We start from the raw sequence: 18,319 nt of genomic DNA, 5'->3' as shown, positions 1-18,319 counted from the left end.
TTCTCACTGACAAAAGTGATATTTTTAACTGATACTATTTAATATAATTGGGATAATAAAAGATAGAAGTTATTTGTAGTAATGAACTTTTAAGTATATAAAGCCTGCAATATAACAAAATTCTATGAATAAGGAGTGGTTAGATGAGCGCAAGATTAGGACCTATTCATCAATGGCTATATAACCAGATTAAATTAGTTGAGGAGAGAGAAGAAGAGATAGTTGAAACTTTCAAAGAAGAATATGGCAGTGAAGTAGAAGAATTAGCAAACGAACTTAGAGAAGAGTATGGAGCATTAAAAGGGGGCTATCCTTTAGCAGAATTAATAGGAAATAGTCAAATTCATCCTTGGCTAGAAGGAGCAATCAAGACTGCTCAAACCCGGGAAGCGGCTATGGCAAAAAGATTGATGAATGAATATGATAATAAAGAGTTATTACTTAAGGTTTATAAAGAACATGGAAAGATGGCCGCCAAGAATGCATCTGAGGAAGCAAGTGATAATGATTTAGAAACAGCATTTGAGCTATTAACAAATAACTTTGTTGAAAGAATGCCTTGTGACCGCTTATCCTCAGTAGTTAAGAATGAAGAAGATAAGATAGTTTGGAGGCATAGTATTAAACTCCATGTTGAATTTTGGCAAGCAGTAGGTGTATCAGAGAAATTAATGCATCAGTTATATAGTAGTTGGATTAAAGGATTCATAAAAGCTATTAATTCTAATATTAAACATCATCGTGATGTAACAGATGAATATTATGATGATATTTTTGCCTTATAAAATTAATAATGAACGTAATGCCTAAAGTTCCTTGTTAAGCGATTGTTTTTAAAGGGGACTTTAGGTATTTTCATATTTTAAAGAAGTTTGTTTGCAATAAATAACTTTGATATAATGATATAGAGTTCATTATTCTTGTTTTAATTTCAGGAGGAATATAAATGGCGTTATTACAATTGAGGAAGGGAAACAAAGTTTATCCAGAACAGATAATCTTTCAGGATATTTCATTACAGATTCAAAAAGATGATAAGATAGGCTTGATTGGTGTGAACGGAACTGGTAAATCTACATTATTAAGGGTATTAACCCAAAATGAAAGTTTGGATCAAGGAGAAATCTTAGTTAGTGATGATTTAGAGATGGGCTATTTGACTCAAAACTTAGATTTGGAATTAGATACTACCTTATACCAAGCGATGCTAAGTATTTATCAAGATTTATTCTCTTTAGAAGAAAGATTAAGGAAATTAGAAGCACAGATGAGTCAAGTCGTGGGTAGTGAATTAGATAAGGTGATGAAGAAGTATAGTCGATTACGTCAAAAATATGAAGAAGAAGGCGGTTATGAATATGAAAGTCAGATAAAGGGGGTATTAAGGGGGCTAGGTTTTAAAGAAGATGAGTTTAAAGAGCAACTAATTAATTTTAGTGGAGGCCAAAAGACTAGGGCTGCATTGGCAAGGTTATTATTACAAGAACCGGATCTCTTATTATTAGATGAACCGACAAATCATCTGGATTTAGAAGCTAAGGAATGGTTAGAAGATTACTTAATTAATTATACTGGAGCTTTAGTTATTATCTCCCATGATCGTTACTTTTTAGATCAAGTAATTAATCGTGTTTGGGAGTTAGAAAAAGGAAGGTTAGAAAAATATAAGGGCAATTATTCATTTTACTTAGAGGAAAAAGAGCATAGACTATTAACTTGGCAACGAGAGTATGAAAAACAACAAAAAAAGATCAAAAAAACGGAAGCTTATATTAGAAAGAATAAAGCTGGAGTAAATTCTAAACAAGCGCGGGGGCGTCAAAAGAAATTAGATCGAATGGAGCGCATTCCACCGCCTCCGAAGTTAAGTAAGCCGAAAATTGACTTTAATGTGAGTAGTGTCAGTGGACAAGAGGTGTTAGAAATAAGAGGATTAACGAAATCTTATGGTAAAGAAACATTATTTGAAGATATTAATTTTAAATTATATCGAGGAGAAAAAGTTGCTTTAGTTGGCCCCAATGGTAGTGGTAAGTCGACTCTTTTTAAGTTATTATTAAACCAAGAAGAGGCTGACTTGGGTAAAATAAAGTTAGGTGCTCGGGTGAAGATGGGATACTATGCTCAAGAAAATGAAAACCTATCTCTAGATTATAATTTAGTTGAAGAGTTGCAAAAGGTTGACGAAGTCACTAAGAGCCAAGCACGGGATCTCTTAGCTCGTTTCTTATTTCAAGGCGATGATGTATTTAAAGAAATAGCGACTCTAAGCGGCGGAGAGAAGGCTAGGGTATCTTTAGCTAAACTAACATTAGAAGAACATAATTTATTATTATTAGATGAGCCAACTAATCACTTAGATATTCGATCGAAAGAGCTACTAGAAGAAGCTTTGCAGAACTATTCGGGGACAGTGATAATTATTTCTCATGATCGTTATTTCTTAGATGAAGTTGTAGATAAAGTTTTTGCTTTACAAGATGAAGGTTTAGTTGAATATCGCGGTGACTATTCTAATTATCGGCAAGAGTATCGCAAGTTAATAGCTTCTAAAAAAGAAGAGAAGAAGAGAGAACGAGAAAGTGTGGCAAAGGTAAAGAAGCAAACAGCAAAAAAACAAGTGGATTTAGAAGAGCTAGAATCAAAAATTATATCATTAGAAGAAAAAGTTGAAAGATTGGAAAAAGAATTTAATAATGAAGAGTTATATGATAATGTTGATGATTTAAATGATCTAACTGGAGAATATGAAGAAACAAAAGAGAAGCTAAATCAATACTATAATATATGGGAAGAGAGTATTTAATCATTAGGCTCCTTGCAAAAAATTTGCAAGGAGCTTTTTCTATTTAATCACATTTTAGGTAAGATTTAATAAGATATACTAAATTGCGTTTGGAGGTGACTTCGATGAAGAAAAGAAAATCAGATTTTCAACATGGCTATTCAAATAATTGTAGAAGAAGAGAACTTGCTCAAGCGTATGTTCCGTTTCAAATGCTTGATGATATTTTTTACCCAGAAGAAGCATTAATGAAAGGAACATTGTTTCCAGAGTTATACTTTCCGTATCGAGAGAGAAGGTGTTGTGACCGTAGGCGAAGATACTAGTTTGTAAGGAGGTGTAAATAATGCCACAGGAACAGCTTGAAATGCTTAAAGAGTTAATGGCTATTCAATTTACTGTACACGAACTTGTTTTATATCTTGATACTCATCCTGATGATGAGGAAGCATTAGAACTTTATGATGAGTATGCAATGGAATTACAAGAACTAATGCAAGAATATCAAGAAGAATATGGCCCGATTGTTGCTAGACATCCTTTAAGAGAACCGATGGAAGATTATTGGGAATATATTCAGACTGCTTGGCCATGGCAAATAGAATATTAATTCAAAGAGGGAGGGATAAATATGTGGATTTATGAAAAGAAGCTTCAATACCCAGCAGAAGTAGAAGGTACTGACTTAGAAATTGCAAGTGAACTCTTTGCTCAATATGGAGGACCAGATAGTGAATTAGCAGCAGGGTTGCGTTATCTAACGCAGCGTTATACTATGCCTACGGATGAAGCAAAAGCTGTATTAACAGATATAGGTACCGAAGAGTTAGCACATTGGGAGATAATTGGCACATTAATTTATAAATTGATTGAAGGAGTTCCACCAGAAGAGTTACAGGAAGCAGGGTTAGCTGCACATTATGCTCAACACGGCCATGCTTTATATCCTCATGATGCTGCAGGAGTACCTTTTACCGTGTCTTATTTTCAATCACATGAAGACCCAATTGCTAATTTGCATGAAGATATGGCTGCCGAAGAAAAAGCAAGAGCAACTTATGAATATTTAATCAATCTTAGTAATGACTCTGGAGTAATTGATACGCTTAGCTTCTTAAGAGAACGAGAAATAGTTCATTTCCAGCGTTTTGGAGAAACATTAGAGATAGTTAGAGACTATTTAGATTAATATTAAAAATTGAATAATAGGAATCCTGCTTTTGGGCAGGGTTCTTACATAAATGGTAAGATGCTTTAATTTAATGTAGAATCTATTTTAGGAGAGATAATGAATAATGATTGACTTCAAGTGAGATGATAGATTTAAATACTATTGTAGTAGGAGGAATATTAATGGACGATAAAGAATTTGATAAAGCAAAGATGAAAGATGAATTTAAAGAGGAGCACCAACGTTAGTGAAGATAGCACCAATTATTTCGTATATGGACAAGCTTTTTAAGTAGTTGACAATTGATAGTTTACAGTTAAAACCTTAAAGATACTGATTGTTCAGCCTAAAAACCAAGGCTGATCATAAGCTTATGATAATTGTTGCTTCTAGTTTGATATCTTTTTATTGGGCAGACACTGAATACTGATTACTAATTACAGAACATTAGGAGTGATAAAATGGAAGCAATAGATTTATTAATTAAAGAGCATGATAATATCAAGAGGGTCTTAGCAGTAGCAAGAAAGTTATGTCTTAAAATTTTAGAAGAAGGGGAAGTTGATTTTGAAGTTTTTGAAAAGATAATAGATTTTGTAAAAAATTATGCTGATGACCACCATCATGGGAAAGAAGAAGATATTTTATTTGAGCGAATGTCTGATGAGTTGGATAAAGATGTAAAGGAGATTACTATTTCTGCTATGTTTTCTGAACATGATTTCGGTAGGTACTTTATTAGTAAATTAGAGACTGCATTGAAGGAAGTTAAGAGTGGAGATGAAGAAGCTAAAATAGATATAATTGCTAATGCAGTTGGCTATGCTGACTTGCTGGATGGGCATATATTTAAAGAGAATAATATGGTATATAATTATGGAAAAGAGAATTTAAGCTCAGATACTTTGCAAGAGATAGGAGTAAGTTGTAAAGAGGTAGAAGAAAAGGCAGCTCAAGAAGGTATTCAAGATAAGTATATTAAAATGATAGATGACTTAGAGCAAAGAGTGTAATAGATAATAGAGCAGATTAATATAATTATTTTAAAGATAGAAATTATTGAATAAATTATCAAGAATGAAATAATTAATTGAATAATTAGTCTTGGAATTTATTATGACAGATGGATGTAATCACAATAATTCTATGAAAATAGCATAATTTGCAGGATAATAATGTTAAATGAAGAATATAAATGGTAGTAGAAGTAAATTAAAATTTTTTAAAAGGGGAGGAAGTTTTATGAGTGATGAAAGTAGAGAGAAGGCTATAGAGAAGGCTATTAAAGAAAATATTAATGATAAAGGTATTGAATGTGAAGTTGCTCAGGAAATTGCAGCTGATTTAGGAGTCGAGCCAAAAGAAGTAGGAAAGGTAGCGAAAAATTTAGGATTAGATCTTAAAAATTGTCAAGGTGCATGTTAATTTATAATATTTTTCTAGACATTAAGGCTACTATATGTTACAATAATCTATGGATTTGCTAATAGTTATACAATTATTGGTGAAAAAATATATTAAATAATATGTTATAATTTAAGCATGGAGGGATTTTAGTGACATTAACAGGAACAGTAAAATGGTTTGATGCAAAAAAGGGTTATGGATTTATTGAGAGTGAAGAAGGAGACGACATTTTTGTGCATTATTCTTCGATTAATTCTGACGGATTCAAGACTTTAGAAGATGGACAAGAAGTAGAATTTGAAATTGTTGAGGGAGAAAAAGGACCTCAAGCTGATAATGTAGTTGCTTTATAAATTTAAGCTAAAGAAGTTTAAATTTATTACTTATAAACTATATAGGTTATTTTGAGTCCTAAGTCTAGGTGGAAATATTTCCACCTAGACTTTTTTATTTTAATATAAATTTTTGATTTACTACATTTAACAAGAATAAATTTGTGCTAAACAGTAAAGAATGATAAATGAATAAAGAGAGATGGGAGGATTATTGATGAAAAAAATATCTATCCTAATAATTTTAGTATTAGTTGTAGGAGGTTGGTTTATATATGATCATCTGCAACCTAATCGGCCGCAACAGGCAAGTAATATGCAAGCACAATGGGGACCAAGTTTTTGGAATTTATCGCCTAATGCTAGACTAATGGCCCGGACGATTTCAGCTGAGGCAAGAGGGGAACCTTATATAGGACAAGTAGCAGTGGGAGCAGTGATCATGAATCGAGTTGACGATGCAAGGTTTCCTAATACACTTGCTGGAGTTATTTATCAGCCATGGGCTTTTACAGCTGTTGCTTACGGACAGATTTGGAATCATACACCTAATTCAACCACTGTAGAAGCAACTTTAGATGCAATGTCAGGTTGGGATCCTAGCTATGGGTCGGTATTTTATTATAATCCGGTAAAAGTAACTTCTAATTGGATCTTTTCGCGACCAACAGTTAGAACTATCGGGAGACATGTTTTTGCTCGTTAAGTGTAGAAAGGGGTGGAGATTTTGAAACGAAACTTTTTGATCTTTGTTTTAGTCGTATCTTTAGCAGTCGTGGGTTACTGGGGAGTTAAGAATAATAGAATTTTAGCTCAGTGGGAGTTACAAGCTGAGAATCAATATAGAAGTGCTTTTCAAGAATTGAATACTCATTTTGAATCATTAGAAACAGAGATAGCTACTGCTTTAGTTACTAAGTCTAATGAGAGACGTTTAGTTAAGTTAAATAATATTTGGAGAGATGCTTTTGCTGCACAAGAAGATTTAGGAGAATTACCAATTGCTGGTGTCTCTTTAACGAACATTAAAAGTCTATTATCCAAAACAGAAAGGTATGCTTATAGATTATCTCAAGAAAATATCAATAAAAAACTATCCGGCAAGGATTGGGAAAATCTTAATCAGTTACATAAGCAGGTTAAAGTGGCAGCAAATGACTTAGAAGAAGTACATAACAAGATTGAAAAAAATAATTTCAGATGGAGCAAGCAAAGGCATATTATCTTAGAAAAAGATAATTTAAGTGATAATTCTGTTTTAAGCAGTTTACAAGTTACAGAAAGAAAACTAAAGTTATCTAATTTGGATTTAGGTTTAGAACAAGAATCAACTGATCAATTTCTTTTACAACTAAGTAAAGTAAAAGGACAAGAAGGTAGTATTGAGAAAGATAAAGCTATAAAGTTAGCTAAAGACTTCTTAGGTGCTCGAAGCAAGAATTATAAATTCGATTTATATGATAATCAAGTGAAGGATTCAGGTATAGTTACTGTAATAGCTAATTCAGAAGAAACGAATAATAGTCAGATATTCTTTGATATTAGTCAAAAAAGTGGAGAGGTTATCTGGTTCTTAGAAAAGCGGTCTTTTAAGACATCAGAATTTGAGGACGACCAGGTACAAAAATTTGCTACAGATTTTGTAAAACAGAGTAATTATGATGATTTAGTAGTGAAAGAGATTAGTTCAGAAGGAAACTTAGGTATAGTAGATTTAGCACCTAAGACAGAAGGAGTCTTAATTTATCCTCAATTAGTTAAAGTTAAAGTTGCTTTAGATAATGGCGATATTATTGGATTTAATGCGCGACGTTTCCTATCTAATAATGACTTAGAAGTAGATTTAGAACCAAAATTAAGTTTAGAAGAAGCCAAGCAGCGGGTAAACCAGAGATTAGACCTAAAAGATAATAGATTAGCGGTAATTTTTAATGATATAGGAAGACCGATATTAAGTTATGAATTTGTTGGTGTACTTGGAGATGAAGAGTTTAAAATATATATTAATGCAGACAATGGAAGAGAAGTTAAGGTAATAAAAACTTAAGAAACCGCTTGACATTTTTCGACTAATTATGTAAAATAAATATGTAAAATAAAATTACTTAAAATTAAAAAATACCTCTCTTAAACTAGTGTGTTACTGGTAAAGCAGGCATGAACTAGGGAGAGATACTATCTACAAGTCCTTGGGATAACTATAGGTAATATCTTTTCCTAGTTTTTTTATTTATATATAGATTTTTTGGTTTAAAATTAATTTAGGTTGTTTTGGGAAATATAAAATTATGGAACTTAAATGATATAGGAGTATAGGAGGCAATAAGATGCCAAACTTTGGACAAAGTTCAGAGCAAAATTATGAAGTTACAAAAGTTTTAAATAATAATGTAGTTTTAGCAGAAGGCATAGGAAGTAGAGAAGAGATAGTAGTTATTGGAAAAGGGCTAGGTTTTAGTAATTCCATAGGCGATATATTGTCTACTGATGATCCCAAAATTGATAAGACTTTTGTAGCAGTAAATAAAGAGAATAAAGAAAAGTACCAAAGGTTAGTTGCTAATGTAGATAAAGAAGTGATTGGTGTTACTGAAGAGATTATAGCCATGGCAAGTGAAGAGTTAGGAGAAGAATTAGATGAGCATATTCATATTGCTTTAGCAGACCATATTCAATTTTCGCTCAAAAGATTAAAAGAAGGCATGGAGATTCTAAATCCATTTTTAGCAGAAACACAAACTTTATATTCAACAGAGTATAATTTAGCTAAAAAATCAGTAGCTTTAATAGAAAAGAGATTAGGAATAGAGATGCCTGTAGCTGAAGTAGGATTTATTACTTTACATCTACATGCAGCTAAAAATAATTTAAAAGTTTCAAAGACGGTAAAGTATACTTCTTTAATTAAGAGTATGATTGAAGCAGTAGAAGAAGAATTAGCAATAAAATTATCGCGAGAGAGTTTAAATCATGCTCGTTTAGTTACTCACTTACGTTTTGCTTTAAAACGAATTGAAGATGAAACTCCTAATCAAAATCCAATTTTAGCAACGATTAAGAATAACTTTAATGATGCTTATCAACTTGCTGAAGAGTTAGCAAGAATGATTGAAGATAGATTAGAATTAGAAGTTCCAATTGATGAGGTAGGTTATATTGCTTTGCATTTGCAGAGGTTAAAAAAGAATATTAATCAATAATTAAGGGAGGAATAAGTAATGAAAATATTATTCAAGTATTTACAGAAAATTGGGAAGTCATTAATGTTACCAGTTTCTGTATTGCCAGCAGCTGGAATTTTAGTAGCTATTGGTCGAGTTTTTTCAAATAATTCAGGATTATTAGGTGGAGTAGGGCAAGTAATGTTTGCAGGTGGTATTTCAATCTTCGAAAACTTACCACTAATCTTTGCTATCGGTGTAGCAATTGGTTTTGTTGGTGAAGCTGTAGCGGGATTGGCTGCAGGCGTAGGATATATAGTCTTTACTAAGGTAATTGGTGTAATGGGTACTGATATTATTAAGATAGCTGAAAAGACCAGTGGAAATATAGAAGCTATTAATACCGGGGTTTTTGGCGGAATTATTATTGGTTTTGTAGCAGCCGGGTTATATAGGCGATATCATAAGACTAAGCTACCTCCTTATTTAGGATTCTTTGCTGGAAAAAGGTTAGTGCCAATTGTAACATCATTTGCTGCATTTGCAATTGGGGTCTTGCTAGCATTTATTTGGCCACCGATTCAGATTCAGATTAACAATTTTGCACGTTGGGCAATTGAATCTCCGATTGGACCAGCATTATATGCAGCTGGGAAACGAGCATTAATTCCAGTTGGGTTACATCATGTTTATTATCAGCCATTTTTATATGAGTTTGGACGTTTTGTAACTGAGAGTGGAGAGGTTTTAAGAGGTGAGGCAGCAAGGTATTTTGCTGGTGATCCAACAGCTGGGCGGTTTATGGCTGCAGAATATCCAATCATGTTATTTGGTTTACCAGCAGCATCTTTAGCAATGTTTTTAAGGGCTGAGCCAGGACAGAAAAAAGCGGTAGCCGGAATTATGTCTACAGCAGCAATTACTTCTATTTTAACAGGTATTACTGAACCGATTGAATTTTCATTTATCTTTGTAGCACCAGCGCTTTATGTTTTTCATATAGTAGGTGCCTTTATTTCCGGTTTATTAACTAACTTCTTTAGTATTCGCTTAGGGTATACTTTTTCAGCTAGTTTGATAGACTATATTTTAGGTATTAGTAATGCCGGGAATCCTTGGCAGTTTTGGTTAATAGTTGGTCCTATTATTGGTGTGATGTATTTTGTGGTCTTTTATTTTGGTATTAAATGGTTTGATTTTGCTACGCCTGGACGTGGAAATGATGACAAGACAGATGATGCTTTAGAAGGTATTATGTCTAATCCAGGTGAGGATAATGATAAGGCAGCAGCTGTATTAGAAGCCTTAGGTGGAGCTGAGAATGTAAAAGAGATAGATGCTTGTATTACTAGATTAAGAACTAACTTAGTAACTAGTGAGAAAGTTGACCAAGATAGGCTTAAACAACTAGGTGCTTCTGGAGTAATGGATGCTGGCGGTGGGAATGTACAAGTCGTATTTGGTCCAGAGTCAGATGTTTTAAAAGATGAAATTAATAAGTTGCTTTAGAGATGTATGATTTTTAGTAACATTAAAAACTGTATAAATTCAATTTGCAAATTAAAATGAGGAGGAAGTCAAATGTTCAATATCTTTAAGAAAAATAAGCAAGTTCATTTAGTAAACTCTCCTTTAAATGGTAAATTAATAGATTTATCAAAAGTTCCAGACCAAGTATTTGCTGAACGAATAGTAGGCGATGGAGTAGCAATTGAACCTCAAGAAGGCATTCTGGTTTCGCCAGTCGAAGGAGAAATAAAACAGCTATTTCCTACGAAACATGCTATTGGTATTAAGGCTAAATCAGGTTCGGAAATCTTAGTGCATATTGGTATTGATACTGTAGAATTAGATGGAAAAGGATTCAAGAAATTTGTAGATGAAGGTCAAACAGTAGAAGTTGGTACTAAATTAATTGAATTTGATTTGGAATATATTAAGCAGAACGCTACGTCAATAATTACTCCAATAGTAGTTACTAATTTAGAGGAAGAAGAAATTAATGTAATTGCCGAAAGTGAAATTAAAATAGAAGAGAAGTTATTTGAGGTTAAATAGAAAAATGTAGGAATCTTAATAATGTAATTAATACAATAAGGAGGCAGTCTAACATGGTAGAAAGAGAAGTTATAGTTAAAAATGAAACAGGTATTCACGCTAGACCAGCTTCATTACTAGTACAAACTGCTAATGAATTTGAGGCAGATATTAAATTAATTAAAGAAGACGAAGAAGCTAATGCTAAGAGTATAATGGGAGTCATGAGTTTAGCAGTAAGTGCTGATAACCAGATAATCATTAAAGCAGAAGGAGTAGAGGAAGAAGAAGCAGTTGAAGCAATAGTAGAGTTAATTGAGAGTAACTTTGGCGAAGAATAGGAGGTAGAAATATGATTAAGGGTATTGCTTCTTCACCAGGAGTTGCTATTGGAAAAGTCTTTAAACTAAACCAACCAGATTTAAGTTATGAAAAAGTAAAGATTAGTCAAGATGAAACGGAAGCTGAAAAGAAGAGATTTCAAGAGGCAGTAGCTAAGTCTAAAGAACAGCTTGAAGAAATAAAAGAAAAGGCTGCTCAGGAGATGGGAGATGAAGAAGCAGAGATCTTTCAAGCACACCTATTATTGCTAGATGATCCAGAATTAATTAAGGCAGTTGAGGAAAAGATTACTAATGAGTTAGTGAATGCAGAAGGAAGTTTAGATGAAGTAGTTGATAGTTTCGTAGAGATGTTTTCTGCTTTAGACGATGAATATATGCAAGAGCGAGCAGCAGACATTAAGGATATCGGAACTAGAATTTTAAAGAACTTATTAGATGCAGAAGTGAGTTCCTTAGCTAATTTAGACGAACCGATTATCTTAATCGCTGAAGATTTGACTCCTTCCGATACAGCTCAGATTAATAAGGAGCAAGTTTTAGGCTTTGTCACTGAAATTGGAGGAAGGACTTCTCATACTGCGATTATGGCTCGTTCTTTAGAGATTCCAGCGGTGGTAGGATTAGGGTCAAGTTTATTAAAAGAGGTAGATTCAGGGGATAGAGTAATTGTTGATGCCTTAGAAGGAAATTTAATTATTAATCCTACTTCTAAAGAATTAGCAGAGTATCAAGCTAAACAAGAAGAATATTTAGCAAGGAAAGAACGGCTCAATGAGCTAAAAGATTTACCGGCTGAGACCAAAGATGGTCATCGTATCGAAATAGTAGCTAATATCGGAACTCCTAAAGATGTTGATGGAGTATTAAGAAATGGCGGTGAAGGAGTTGGCCTATATAGAACAGAATTTCTATATATGGATAGGTCTAATTTGCCAACCGAAGAAGAACAATTTCAAGCTTATAAGAGAGTAGCAGAAGGATTTAATAGTAATCCGGTTGTCATACGCACATTAGACATTGGTGGTGATAAGGAACTATCATATTTAGATTTACCAGATGAGATGAACCCATTCTTAGGATATAGAGCGATTAGGATTTGTCTAGATAGGCCTGATATCTTTAAAATACAGTTAAGAGCAATTTTGAGGGCATCAGTTTATGGAAATCTTAAAATCATGTATCCAATGATCTCTTCTATAGAAGAATTAAGAGTAGCTAATGAAGTTCTCGCCGAAGTAAAAGCTGACCTACAGAGTGAAGGAGTTAAATTTGATAGAGATATTGAAGTAGGAATGATGATTGAAGTGCCTAGTGCGGCTATGACAGCCGATATTTTAGCTAAAGAAGTTGATTTCTTCAGTATAGGTACTAATGATTTAATTCAATATACTACCGCTGTAGATCGAATGAATGAGAATATTTCTGATCTATATAAACCTTTTCATCCAGCAGTCTTACGTTTAATTAAACGAGTTATCGATGCTGGTCATCGAGAAGATCGGTGGGTAGGAATGTGTGGAGAGATGGCTGGAGATATTAGATTAGCACCGGTTTTATTAGGTTTTGGTTTAGATGAATTTAGTATGAGTGCAATAGTTATTCCTGAGGTAAAGGAGATAATACGATCATTAACTTTAACTCAGGCTAAAGAATTAGCAGAGGATGTTTTAAGATTAGAGACAGCTGATGAAATTATTAATTATTTAGAAGACAAAGTAACTGACCTAAAAAATAAATAAAGGCGAAAAATTAAGTATGATTTAGAAAAAAAGAGAAAAAAGATGTTAACCCCCCTTAAAAGATAATTTTCGTTTTTGACTATTTCATGCTTATTTTATATACTTATTTATGCTGTTCGACCCAAGAACAGCATAAATAATTAGGTGGCATAGCCAAGTTGGTAAGGCAGAGGACTGCAAATCCTTTATTGCCCCGGTTCGAGTCCGGGTGCCACCTCCAAAATAAGCCGGGGTGGCGGAATTGGCAGACGCATCGGACTTAAAATCCGATGGGCCTTTAGTGCCCGTGTGGGTTCGAGTCCCACCCCCGGCACCATTTGTTTAGGCGGACATAGCTCAGGGGGAGAGCGCCACGTTGACATCGTGGAGGCCGATGGTTCGATCCCATCTGTCCGCACCATTTATAAATACTGTAATATCAATACTTAACAGTCATTTTGAGAATGGCTGTTTTTTTGTGTTTAATAACCATTTCGCAATAATTTCGCAATAACTATTTTTAAAAAGCCTATTTTTCAAGTATATTATTCAATTTTTGAACTACGTAAAAAGCCAAGTACTGGTCTGTTAAAGCTGCCGGAGGATTTATTGTTCAACTACTACCAGAAGCTAGTGAAGCGACGATAGAAAAATTAGAAGAAAATTTGGCTCAAATAAAGAGTGTAAGTGGATTGATAGACCAAGGTTTAAGTCCAGAAGAGATATTAAAAGAAATATTAGAGGGGTTTAGATTTAGAATCTTAGCCGAAAGGGAAGTCTCTTATCAATGTCAGTGTAGCAGAGAACGTACTAGGAATTTACTAGTTAGTATGGGTAGAAAAGAAATTCAGGAGATATTAGAAGAAGAAGGTCAAGTAGAGGTTAAATGTCATTTTTGTGGTGGAGTCTATTGTTATGAAAAAGAAGAGATTGATAAATTATTCGATAAAGTTAAGGATATAAATGAAAAACGAGAAAATAAAAAATAGATTATTTTATAAAACAAAATCTCCTATATAGGAGATTTTTTCTTTATAGTATAACTTTTAAATAATAAGCCATAATAGATAATGAAAATTACAGATAAAATTATAATTGAAATCTATTGAGGTGAATAATAGGTATGAGTAAGAGAATAATGATAGTTTTAATATTATTTTTGACAATAGTTTTTAGTATACTAGGTTGTAGTCAACTGAAGTCTAATCAACAGTCGAAACCAAAGAAGAATGAAAAGAAGTTGGTACCAAATGATTTAGTGGCAGTCAATGACAAGATTGAAGAAGTGGTTGATCAACTAGAAAAGATAAAGAATAAGAAGGAAGAAAAGAAGAAAGTTAAACAGAAGCAAGAGCAAAAGCAAGCACAAGGTGCTCAAAAACAGGAAAAGAAGCAACAAGGTGGGAAGCAAGGAGGTCAACAAAACCAAAGTTTAGCTGAGAATGTTAAAGGAGTTACTCAAGATCAATTTGAAAAATTATGGTCTAAAACAGATGATCTGACTCAGCAATTAAATAAAAGGTGGAATAATTTTGAGGTCACCGCACAAGAAGATAAGGCTAAACCAAAAGATATAAAGAGATTTAAAGATGATCTAAATCAGGCTACAGAGGCTGTTAAAAAGAAGAAGTTAAGAGAATCTTTAGTTAATACTAATAGATTAAATTTAGACTTAGTGCCTTTTTTTAAGTTATACAAAACTAAAATGCCGATTGAATTAAGAGCAATGAGGTTTTATGCTCAAGAAATTCTCTTTCTAAAAGGTGATTGGAAGAAGAGAAAAGAGGATATAACTCAAGCAAAGGCTCTTTTAGAACCTTTAAAGAAAAAGATAGAAAAAGAAAAGATACCAAAAAAGAAATTTTTAAAATTAAAAAATTCGATTTTAGATTTAAAAGAAGTAATCGAAAAGAAGAAAGAAGAATTAGTAAAAGTGAAAGGAAGAATCATGTTAGAGAATGTTGGCAATCTACAACAATAATTTTAAATACGCGTTATATTTTCACCTCTTGCATTTTAATCACTGTATACAACCATAATTTAAAACATATAATAGATATACAGAAAGAAAGGTAGAAAGGGGTGAAATAAATGAATGCTATTTCTATCGGTACTAACCTTTGTGCTGAAGAATTAAGAGAACGTTTAAACTTTGAAAAACGCATTCTAACTGAAGAAGGAATTAAGATTAATATCGAAGAAAAGAGTAAAGGAGATTTAACTTTATTTGGTTGTAATGTCAATAATATAGATGAATTTATAGATGGTAGAGAGAATGGTAATCTAAGCATACAAAGGTCATTTAAAGATTATCTAGCTAATACTATAGCAGATATAATCATTAATGATTTAGAAGGTGTATTAATTAATGAGATTGTTCAAAATCAATGTCAAGATTATAGTCAGAAAGAGAAAAAGCTAATTTATGATTCTGCTTTAAAAAAACTAAATAATTTAAAAGAAAAAGAGGAAGATAGTATTCTTTCTCAGGTAAACCAGAAGAGTAGAATTCAATTAGAATTAATTGATTATTTAGATATAAATAATGAAATTATATTGGAAGGCTTTATCAGATTCAGATTAAAGGACTACTTTACAGAACTAAAGTTGGCTGTAGAGTGTGCAATTGATGATTTTATGCTAGAAAAAGAGTACGAAGAATTTATTACTTTACTCCGTTACTTTGTTGATATTCAAGAACCACAGGTTCATTTAGTTCATGTAGTAAGGGATGCGAAGTCTGGTTTTAAGCTATTAGATAAGGATTATGAAAGGATAGAGAATGAGTACTTGGAAGGCTTTGTTTTAGATATGGTAGATGATGAACTGCATTATGAAGACTTATTAATTAGCGCTTTAATTACAGTAGCACCTGAAAGAATAAAGTTACATTGTGATAAGAACGATAAGGTTGTTGAAACGGTTGAGAATATATTTGAAGATAAGGCTGTAGTTTGTTCTGGCTGTGAATATTGTCAAGAGGTTAAGAGTGACCAAGTTTTTGAATATGAAAGGTAAATGATACTTGACAAAGATAGAAATTATAGTTATAATGATTTTAAAATTAAATATTAGTAAAGACTATGAAGAGGACGAGTAAGTTAAGTTTTATCTCTTAAGAGAGGAAAGTCATCGGCTGCAAGCTTTCCGAGATAATTTAACTGAAAACCACCTCTGAGTTGGTACCGGAAAGAGTTTGTTTTAAGTATGGTAGCCCGGAAATTATAATTTCCGTTATTAAATAAGAGATTATTCGATTTGTAATTATTAGCTCTTAATTTACTTTAATTAAGTTAATAATTTTAATCGGATAAAATAGAGTGGAACCACGAATAATAATACCTTTCGTCTCTAATTTAGAGATGAAAGGTTTTTTTATTTTATAATATTATTTAAAAGGAGAGATGAGAAAATGGAAAAAGTAGAAGTAACTTTACCAGATGGTTCTAGTCGCGGGTATGAAAAAGGAACTACTATTAAAGAAGTAGCTTTTGATATTGGCCCTAGATTAGGAAAAGCTTCAGTAGCTGGTGTGATTAACGGTGATAAAGTTGATTTAGATTATCCAATTGAAGACGATGTGGACTTAGCTATAATTACTATCGATTCAGAAGAAGGATTAGAGATTTATAGGCATAGTACAGCTCATATTATGGCCCAAGCTGTTGAAAATCTCTTTGGTAAAGAAGAAGTAAAATTAGCTATTGGTCCAGCTATTGATGATGGATTTTATTATGATTTTGATGCTAGCGAAAGCTTTTCTGATAATGATTTAGAAAAGATAGAAGACGAGATGCAAAGAATTGTCAATGAGGATTTAGAGTTTAAACGAATTGAATTAAGTAAAGAAGAAGCAATTGAGAGAATGAAAGAACGAGATGAAGAGTATAAGGTTGAAATGTTAAAAGAGTTTGAAGATGAAAGAGTTACTTTTTATGAACAAGGTGATTTTGTAGACTTATGTAGAGGACCACACTTACCATCAACTGGTAAGGTGAAGGCTTTTAAATTACTAAATGTAGCCGGAGCATACTGGCGTGGTGATGAGAATAATGAAATGTTACAGAGAATCTATGGAACAGCATTTCCTAAGAAATCTAAGTTAGAAGAACATCTTCATAGATTAGAAGAAGCTAAGAAACGAGATCATCGTAAGCTAGGGAAAGAACTAGACTTATTCAGCCTGCATGAGGAAGGGCCTGGTTTTCCATTCTTCCATCCTAAGGGCATGGTCGTTTGGAATGAATTAGAGAGCTTTTGGAAAGAAGAACATCAAAGACGAGGTTATCAACAAGTAAAGACACCTTTAATTTTGAATCAACAATTATGGAAAGAATCAGGACATTGGGACCATTATCAGGAGAATATGTACTTTACAGAGATAGATGAAGAAGGCTATGCAGTGAAGCCGATGAACTGCCCAGGTTCAGTATTGATCTATAAGAATCAAATGCATAGTTATCGTGATTTCCCGATTAGAATGGGAGAGTTAGGCTTAGTACATCGTCATGAGCGCTCTGGTACTTTACATGGTTTGATGAGAGTAAGGTCTTTTACACAAGATGATGCACATATCTTTATGCTACCATCACAGATTAAAGATGAATTAACAGAAGTGATTGATTTAATCGATTACTTCTATGATGTCTTTGGTTTCAAATATCATGTAGAGCTAAGTACAAAACCAGATAAAGCTATGGGCTCTGACCAGTTATGGGAAGAAGCAACAGAAGCCTTAAGGGATGCAATCGTTGCTAACGACTTAGATTATACCGTTAATGAAGGAGACGGAGCCTTCTATGGGCCAAAGATAGACTTCCATCTAGAAGACTGCTTAGGGCGTACTTGGCAGTGTGGAACTATCCAGTTAGACTTCCAGATGCCAGAACGGTTTGACTTAAATTATGTAGGAGAAGATGGAGAAGAACATAGACCAGTTATGATTCATCGGGTAGTCTTTGGCAGCTTAGAACGGTTTATTGGAATCTTAATTGAGCATTTCGGTGGAGCTTTTCCAACTTGGTTAGCACCAATCCAAACAGAGATTATTCCAATTACTGATGACCATTTAGACTATGCTTACGAAGTGCAAGAAGCATTAGCAGCCGAAGGTATTCGTGTAGAAGTAGATGCTAGGCAAGAAAAAGTAGGATATAAGATTAGACAAGCACAATTACAGCAGGTTCCTTATATGCTAATAGTAGGAGATAATGAAGTAGAAGACGGCACCGTATCAGTTCGTCATCGTCGTGAAGGAGATGTAGGAGCTAAAGAATTAAGTGAATTTAAAGCTGAAATTTTAGATGAGATTCAAGATAAAGTTAATTAATTTTTATATTTGACTTGTCTAAAATAATGTGCTAT

General features: G+C 33.1%; 18 protein-coding genes, 3 tRNA genes, 1 pseudogene and 1 other annotated feature. All 22 genes and pseudogenes read left to right on the top strand.

Annotated features, from left to right (window positions below):
* Positions 1–143: 143 nt before the first annotated feature.
* The 22 genes and pseudogenes from BM077_RS04765 (at position 144) to thrS (ending at position 18,284) form a co-directional block, all read left to right on the top strand.
* Entirely contained in the window at positions 144–785 is a 642-nt protein-coding gene (locus tag BM077_RS04765) for a hypothetical protein (RefSeq protein WP_089748486.1), read from the top strand.
* 161 nt (positions 786–946) lie between these two features.
* Entirely contained in the window at positions 947–2,806 is a 1,860-nt protein-coding gene (locus tag BM077_RS04760; protein WP_089748485.1) for an ABC-F family ATP-binding cassette domain-containing protein, read from the top strand.
* A gap of 104 nt (positions 2,807–2,910) precedes the next feature.
* Positions 2,911–3,111 (top strand): spore coat associated protein CotJA, encoded by a 201-nt coding sequence (locus tag BM077_RS04755; RefSeq protein ID WP_089748484.1) that lies wholly within the window; start codon positions 2,911–2,913, stop codon positions 3,109–3,111.
* A 20-nt stretch (positions 3,112–3,131) separates the two neighbouring features.
* On the top strand, positions 3,132–3,395 hold the full coding sequence (locus tag BM077_RS04750) for a spore coat protein CotJB (RefSeq protein ID WP_089748483.1): 264 nt from the start codon (positions 3,132–3,134) through the stop codon (positions 3,393–3,395).
* Positions 3,396–3,416: 21 nt separating this feature from the next.
* The gene (locus BM077_RS04745; protein WP_089748482.1) at positions 3,417–3,974 is read left to right on the top strand and encodes a manganese catalase family protein; all 558 of its coding nucleotides are present in this window, start codon (positions 3,417–3,419) and stop codon (positions 3,972–3,974) included.
* 443 nt (positions 3,975–4,417) lie between these two features.
* The gene (locus BM077_RS04740; RefSeq protein ID WP_089748481.1) at positions 4,418–4,969 is read left to right on the top strand and encodes a hemerythrin domain-containing protein; all 552 of its coding nucleotides are present in this window, start codon (positions 4,418–4,420) and stop codon (positions 4,967–4,969) included.
* Between the two features lie 229 nt (positions 4,970–5,198).
* Positions 5,199–5,381, top strand: coding sequence for a hypothetical protein (locus BM077_RS04735; RefSeq protein WP_089748480.1), 183 nt, complete (start codon positions 5,199–5,201; stop codon positions 5,379–5,381).
* 131 nt (positions 5,382–5,512) lie between these two features.
* On the top strand, positions 5,513–5,716 hold the full coding sequence (locus BM077_RS04730; RefSeq protein ID WP_089748479.1) for a cold shock domain-containing protein: 204 nt from the start codon (positions 5,513–5,515) through the stop codon (positions 5,714–5,716).
* A 196-nt stretch (positions 5,717–5,912) separates the two neighbouring features.
* Positions 5,913–6,401 carry a cell wall hydrolase gene (locus tag BM077_RS04725; RefSeq protein WP_089748478.1) on the top strand — a complete coding sequence of 163 codons (489 nt, stop codon included), beginning with the start codon at positions 5,913–5,915 and terminating at the stop codon, positions 6,399–6,401.
* A gap of 21 nt (positions 6,402–6,422) precedes the next feature.
* Positions 6,423–7,742 carry a PepSY1/2 domain-containing protein gene (locus BM077_RS04720; protein ID WP_176941625.1) on the top strand — a complete coding sequence of 440 codons (1,320 nt, stop codon included), beginning with the start codon at positions 6,423–6,425 and terminating at the stop codon, positions 7,740–7,742.
* A 280-nt stretch (positions 7,743–8,022) separates the two neighbouring features.
* Positions 8,023–8,895, top strand: coding sequence for a glucose PTS transporter transcription antiterminator GlcT (gene glcT, locus BM077_RS04715; protein WP_089748476.1), 873 nt, complete (start codon positions 8,023–8,025; stop codon positions 8,893–8,895).
* Between the two features lie 18 nt (positions 8,896–8,913).
* Complete coding sequence (locus BM077_RS04710) at positions 8,914–10,365, top strand: PTS transporter subunit EIIC (RefSeq protein ID WP_218140291.1); 1,452 nt, start codon at positions 8,914–8,916, stop codon at positions 10,363–10,365.
* A gap of 72 nt (positions 10,366–10,437) precedes the next feature.
* Positions 10,438–10,914, top strand: coding sequence for a PTS sugar transporter subunit IIA (locus BM077_RS13840; RefSeq protein ID WP_218124647.1), 477 nt, complete (start codon positions 10,438–10,440; stop codon positions 10,912–10,914).
* Positions 10,915–10,967: 53 nt separating this feature from the next.
* Positions 10,968–11,234: an HPr family phosphocarrier protein gene (locus BM077_RS04705; protein ID WP_089748475.1), complete on the top strand. Its 267-nt coding sequence runs from the start codon at positions 10,968–10,970 to the stop codon at positions 11,232–11,234.
* Positions 11,235–11,245: 11 nt separating this feature from the next.
* On the top strand, positions 11,246–12,976 hold the full coding sequence (gene ptsP, locus BM077_RS04700) for a phosphoenolpyruvate--protein phosphotransferase (protein WP_090095154.1): 1,731 nt from the start codon (positions 11,246–11,248) through the stop codon (positions 12,974–12,976).
* 143 nt (positions 12,977–13,119) lie between these two features.
* Positions 13,120–13,196: transfer RNA gene (locus BM077_RS04695), tRNA-Cys, on the top strand.
* A 6-nt stretch (positions 13,197–13,202) separates the two neighbouring features.
* A tRNA-Leu gene (locus BM077_RS04690) sits at positions 13,203–13,292 on the top strand.
* 9 nt (positions 13,293–13,301) lie between these two features.
* Positions 13,302–13,376: transfer RNA gene (locus BM077_RS04685), tRNA-Val, on the top strand.
* Positions 13,377–13,551: 175 nt separating this feature from the next.
* Positions 13,552–13,944 (top strand): annotated as a pseudogene (gene hslO, locus BM077_RS04680) (Hsp33 family molecular chaperone HslO); the annotation flags it as partial.
* A 134-nt stretch (positions 13,945–14,078) separates the two neighbouring features.
* Positions 14,079–14,936 carry a hypothetical protein gene (locus BM077_RS04675; protein ID WP_089748472.1) on the top strand — a complete coding sequence of 286 codons (858 nt, stop codon included), beginning with the start codon at positions 14,079–14,081 and terminating at the stop codon, positions 14,934–14,936.
* 110 nt (positions 14,937–15,046) lie between these two features.
* Complete coding sequence (gene ytxC, locus BM077_RS04670) at positions 15,047–15,973, top strand: putative sporulation protein YtxC (RefSeq protein ID WP_089748471.1); 927 nt, start codon at positions 15,047–15,049, stop codon at positions 15,971–15,973.
* Positions 15,974–16,029: 56 nt separating this feature from the next.
* Positions 16,030–16,311 (top strand) — a binding site (T-box leader).
* Positions 16,312–16,367: 56 nt separating this feature from the next.
* Positions 16,368–18,284: a threonine--tRNA ligase gene (thrS, locus tag BM077_RS04665; protein WP_089748470.1), complete on the top strand. Its 1,917-nt coding sequence runs from the start codon at positions 16,368–16,370 to the stop codon at positions 18,282–18,284.
* Positions 18,285–18,319 lie beyond the last annotated feature (35 nt).

Origin of the sequence: Candidatus Frackibacter sp. WG13 (genome assembly GCF_900114655.1) — a bacterium.
Taxonomy (GTDB): domain Bacteria; phylum Bacillota; class Halanaerobiia; order Halobacteroidales; family Acetohalobiaceae; genus Frackibacter.
Note: the sequence above shows the minus strand (reverse complement) of the source record. Positions and strands in the feature narration are given on the sequence as shown.

Excerpts from the sequence above, each read along its gene's own strand:
- BM077_RS04760 (WP_089748485.1), top strand. The coding sequence starts at position 947 with ATGGCGTTATTACAATTGAGGAAGGGAAACAAAGTTTATCCAGAACAG.
- BM077_RS04725 (WP_089748478.1), top strand. The coding sequence starts at position 5,913 with ATGAAAAAAATATCTATCCTAATAATTTTAGTATTAGTTGTAGGAGGT.
- BM077_RS04740 (WP_089748481.1), top strand. The coding sequence starts at position 4,418 with ATGGAAGCAATAGATTTATTAATTAAAGAGCATGATAATATCAAGAGG.
- glcT (WP_089748476.1), top strand. The coding sequence starts at position 8,023 with ATGCCAAACTTTGGACAAAGTTCAGAGCAAAATTATGAAGTTACAAAA.
- thrS (WP_089748470.1), top strand. The coding sequence starts at position 16,368 with ATGGAAAAAGTAGAAGTAACTTTACCAGATGGTTCTAGTCGCGGGTAT.
- BM077_RS04705 (WP_089748475.1), top strand. The coding sequence starts at position 10,968 with ATGGTAGAAAGAGAAGTTATAGTTAAAAATGAAACAGGTATTCACGCT.
- BM077_RS04710 (WP_218140291.1), top strand. The coding sequence starts at position 8,914 with ATGAAAATATTATTCAAGTATTTACAGAAAATTGGGAAGTCATTAATG.
- BM077_RS04750 (WP_089748483.1), top strand. The coding sequence starts at position 3,132 with ATGCCACAGGAACAGCTTGAAATGCTTAAAGAGTTAATGGCTATTCAA.
- ptsP (WP_090095154.1), top strand. The coding sequence starts at position 11,246 with ATGATTAAGGGTATTGCTTCTTCACCAGGAGTTGCTATTGGAAAAGTC.
- BM077_RS04735 (WP_089748480.1), top strand. The coding sequence starts at position 5,199 with ATGAGTGATGAAAGTAGAGAGAAGGCTATAGAGAAGGCTATTAAAGAA.
- BM077_RS04765 (WP_089748486.1), top strand. The coding sequence starts at position 144 with ATGAGCGCAAGATTAGGACCTATTCATCAATGGCTATATAACCAGATT.
- ytxC (WP_089748471.1), top strand. The coding sequence starts at position 15,047 with ATGAATGCTATTTCTATCGGTACTAACCTTTGTGCTGAAGAATTAAGA.
- BM077_RS04755 (WP_089748484.1), top strand. The coding sequence starts at position 2,911 with ATGAAGAAAAGAAAATCAGATTTTCAACATGGCTATTCAAATAATTGT.
- BM077_RS04745 (WP_089748482.1), top strand. The coding sequence starts at position 3,417 with ATGTGGATTTATGAAAAGAAGCTTCAATACCCAGCAGAAGTAGAAGGT.
- BM077_RS04675 (WP_089748472.1), top strand. The coding sequence starts at position 14,079 with ATGAGTAAGAGAATAATGATAGTTTTAATATTATTTTTGACAATAGTT.
- BM077_RS13840 (WP_218124647.1), top strand. The coding sequence starts at position 10,438 with ATGTTCAATATCTTTAAGAAAAATAAGCAAGTTCATTTAGTAAACTCT.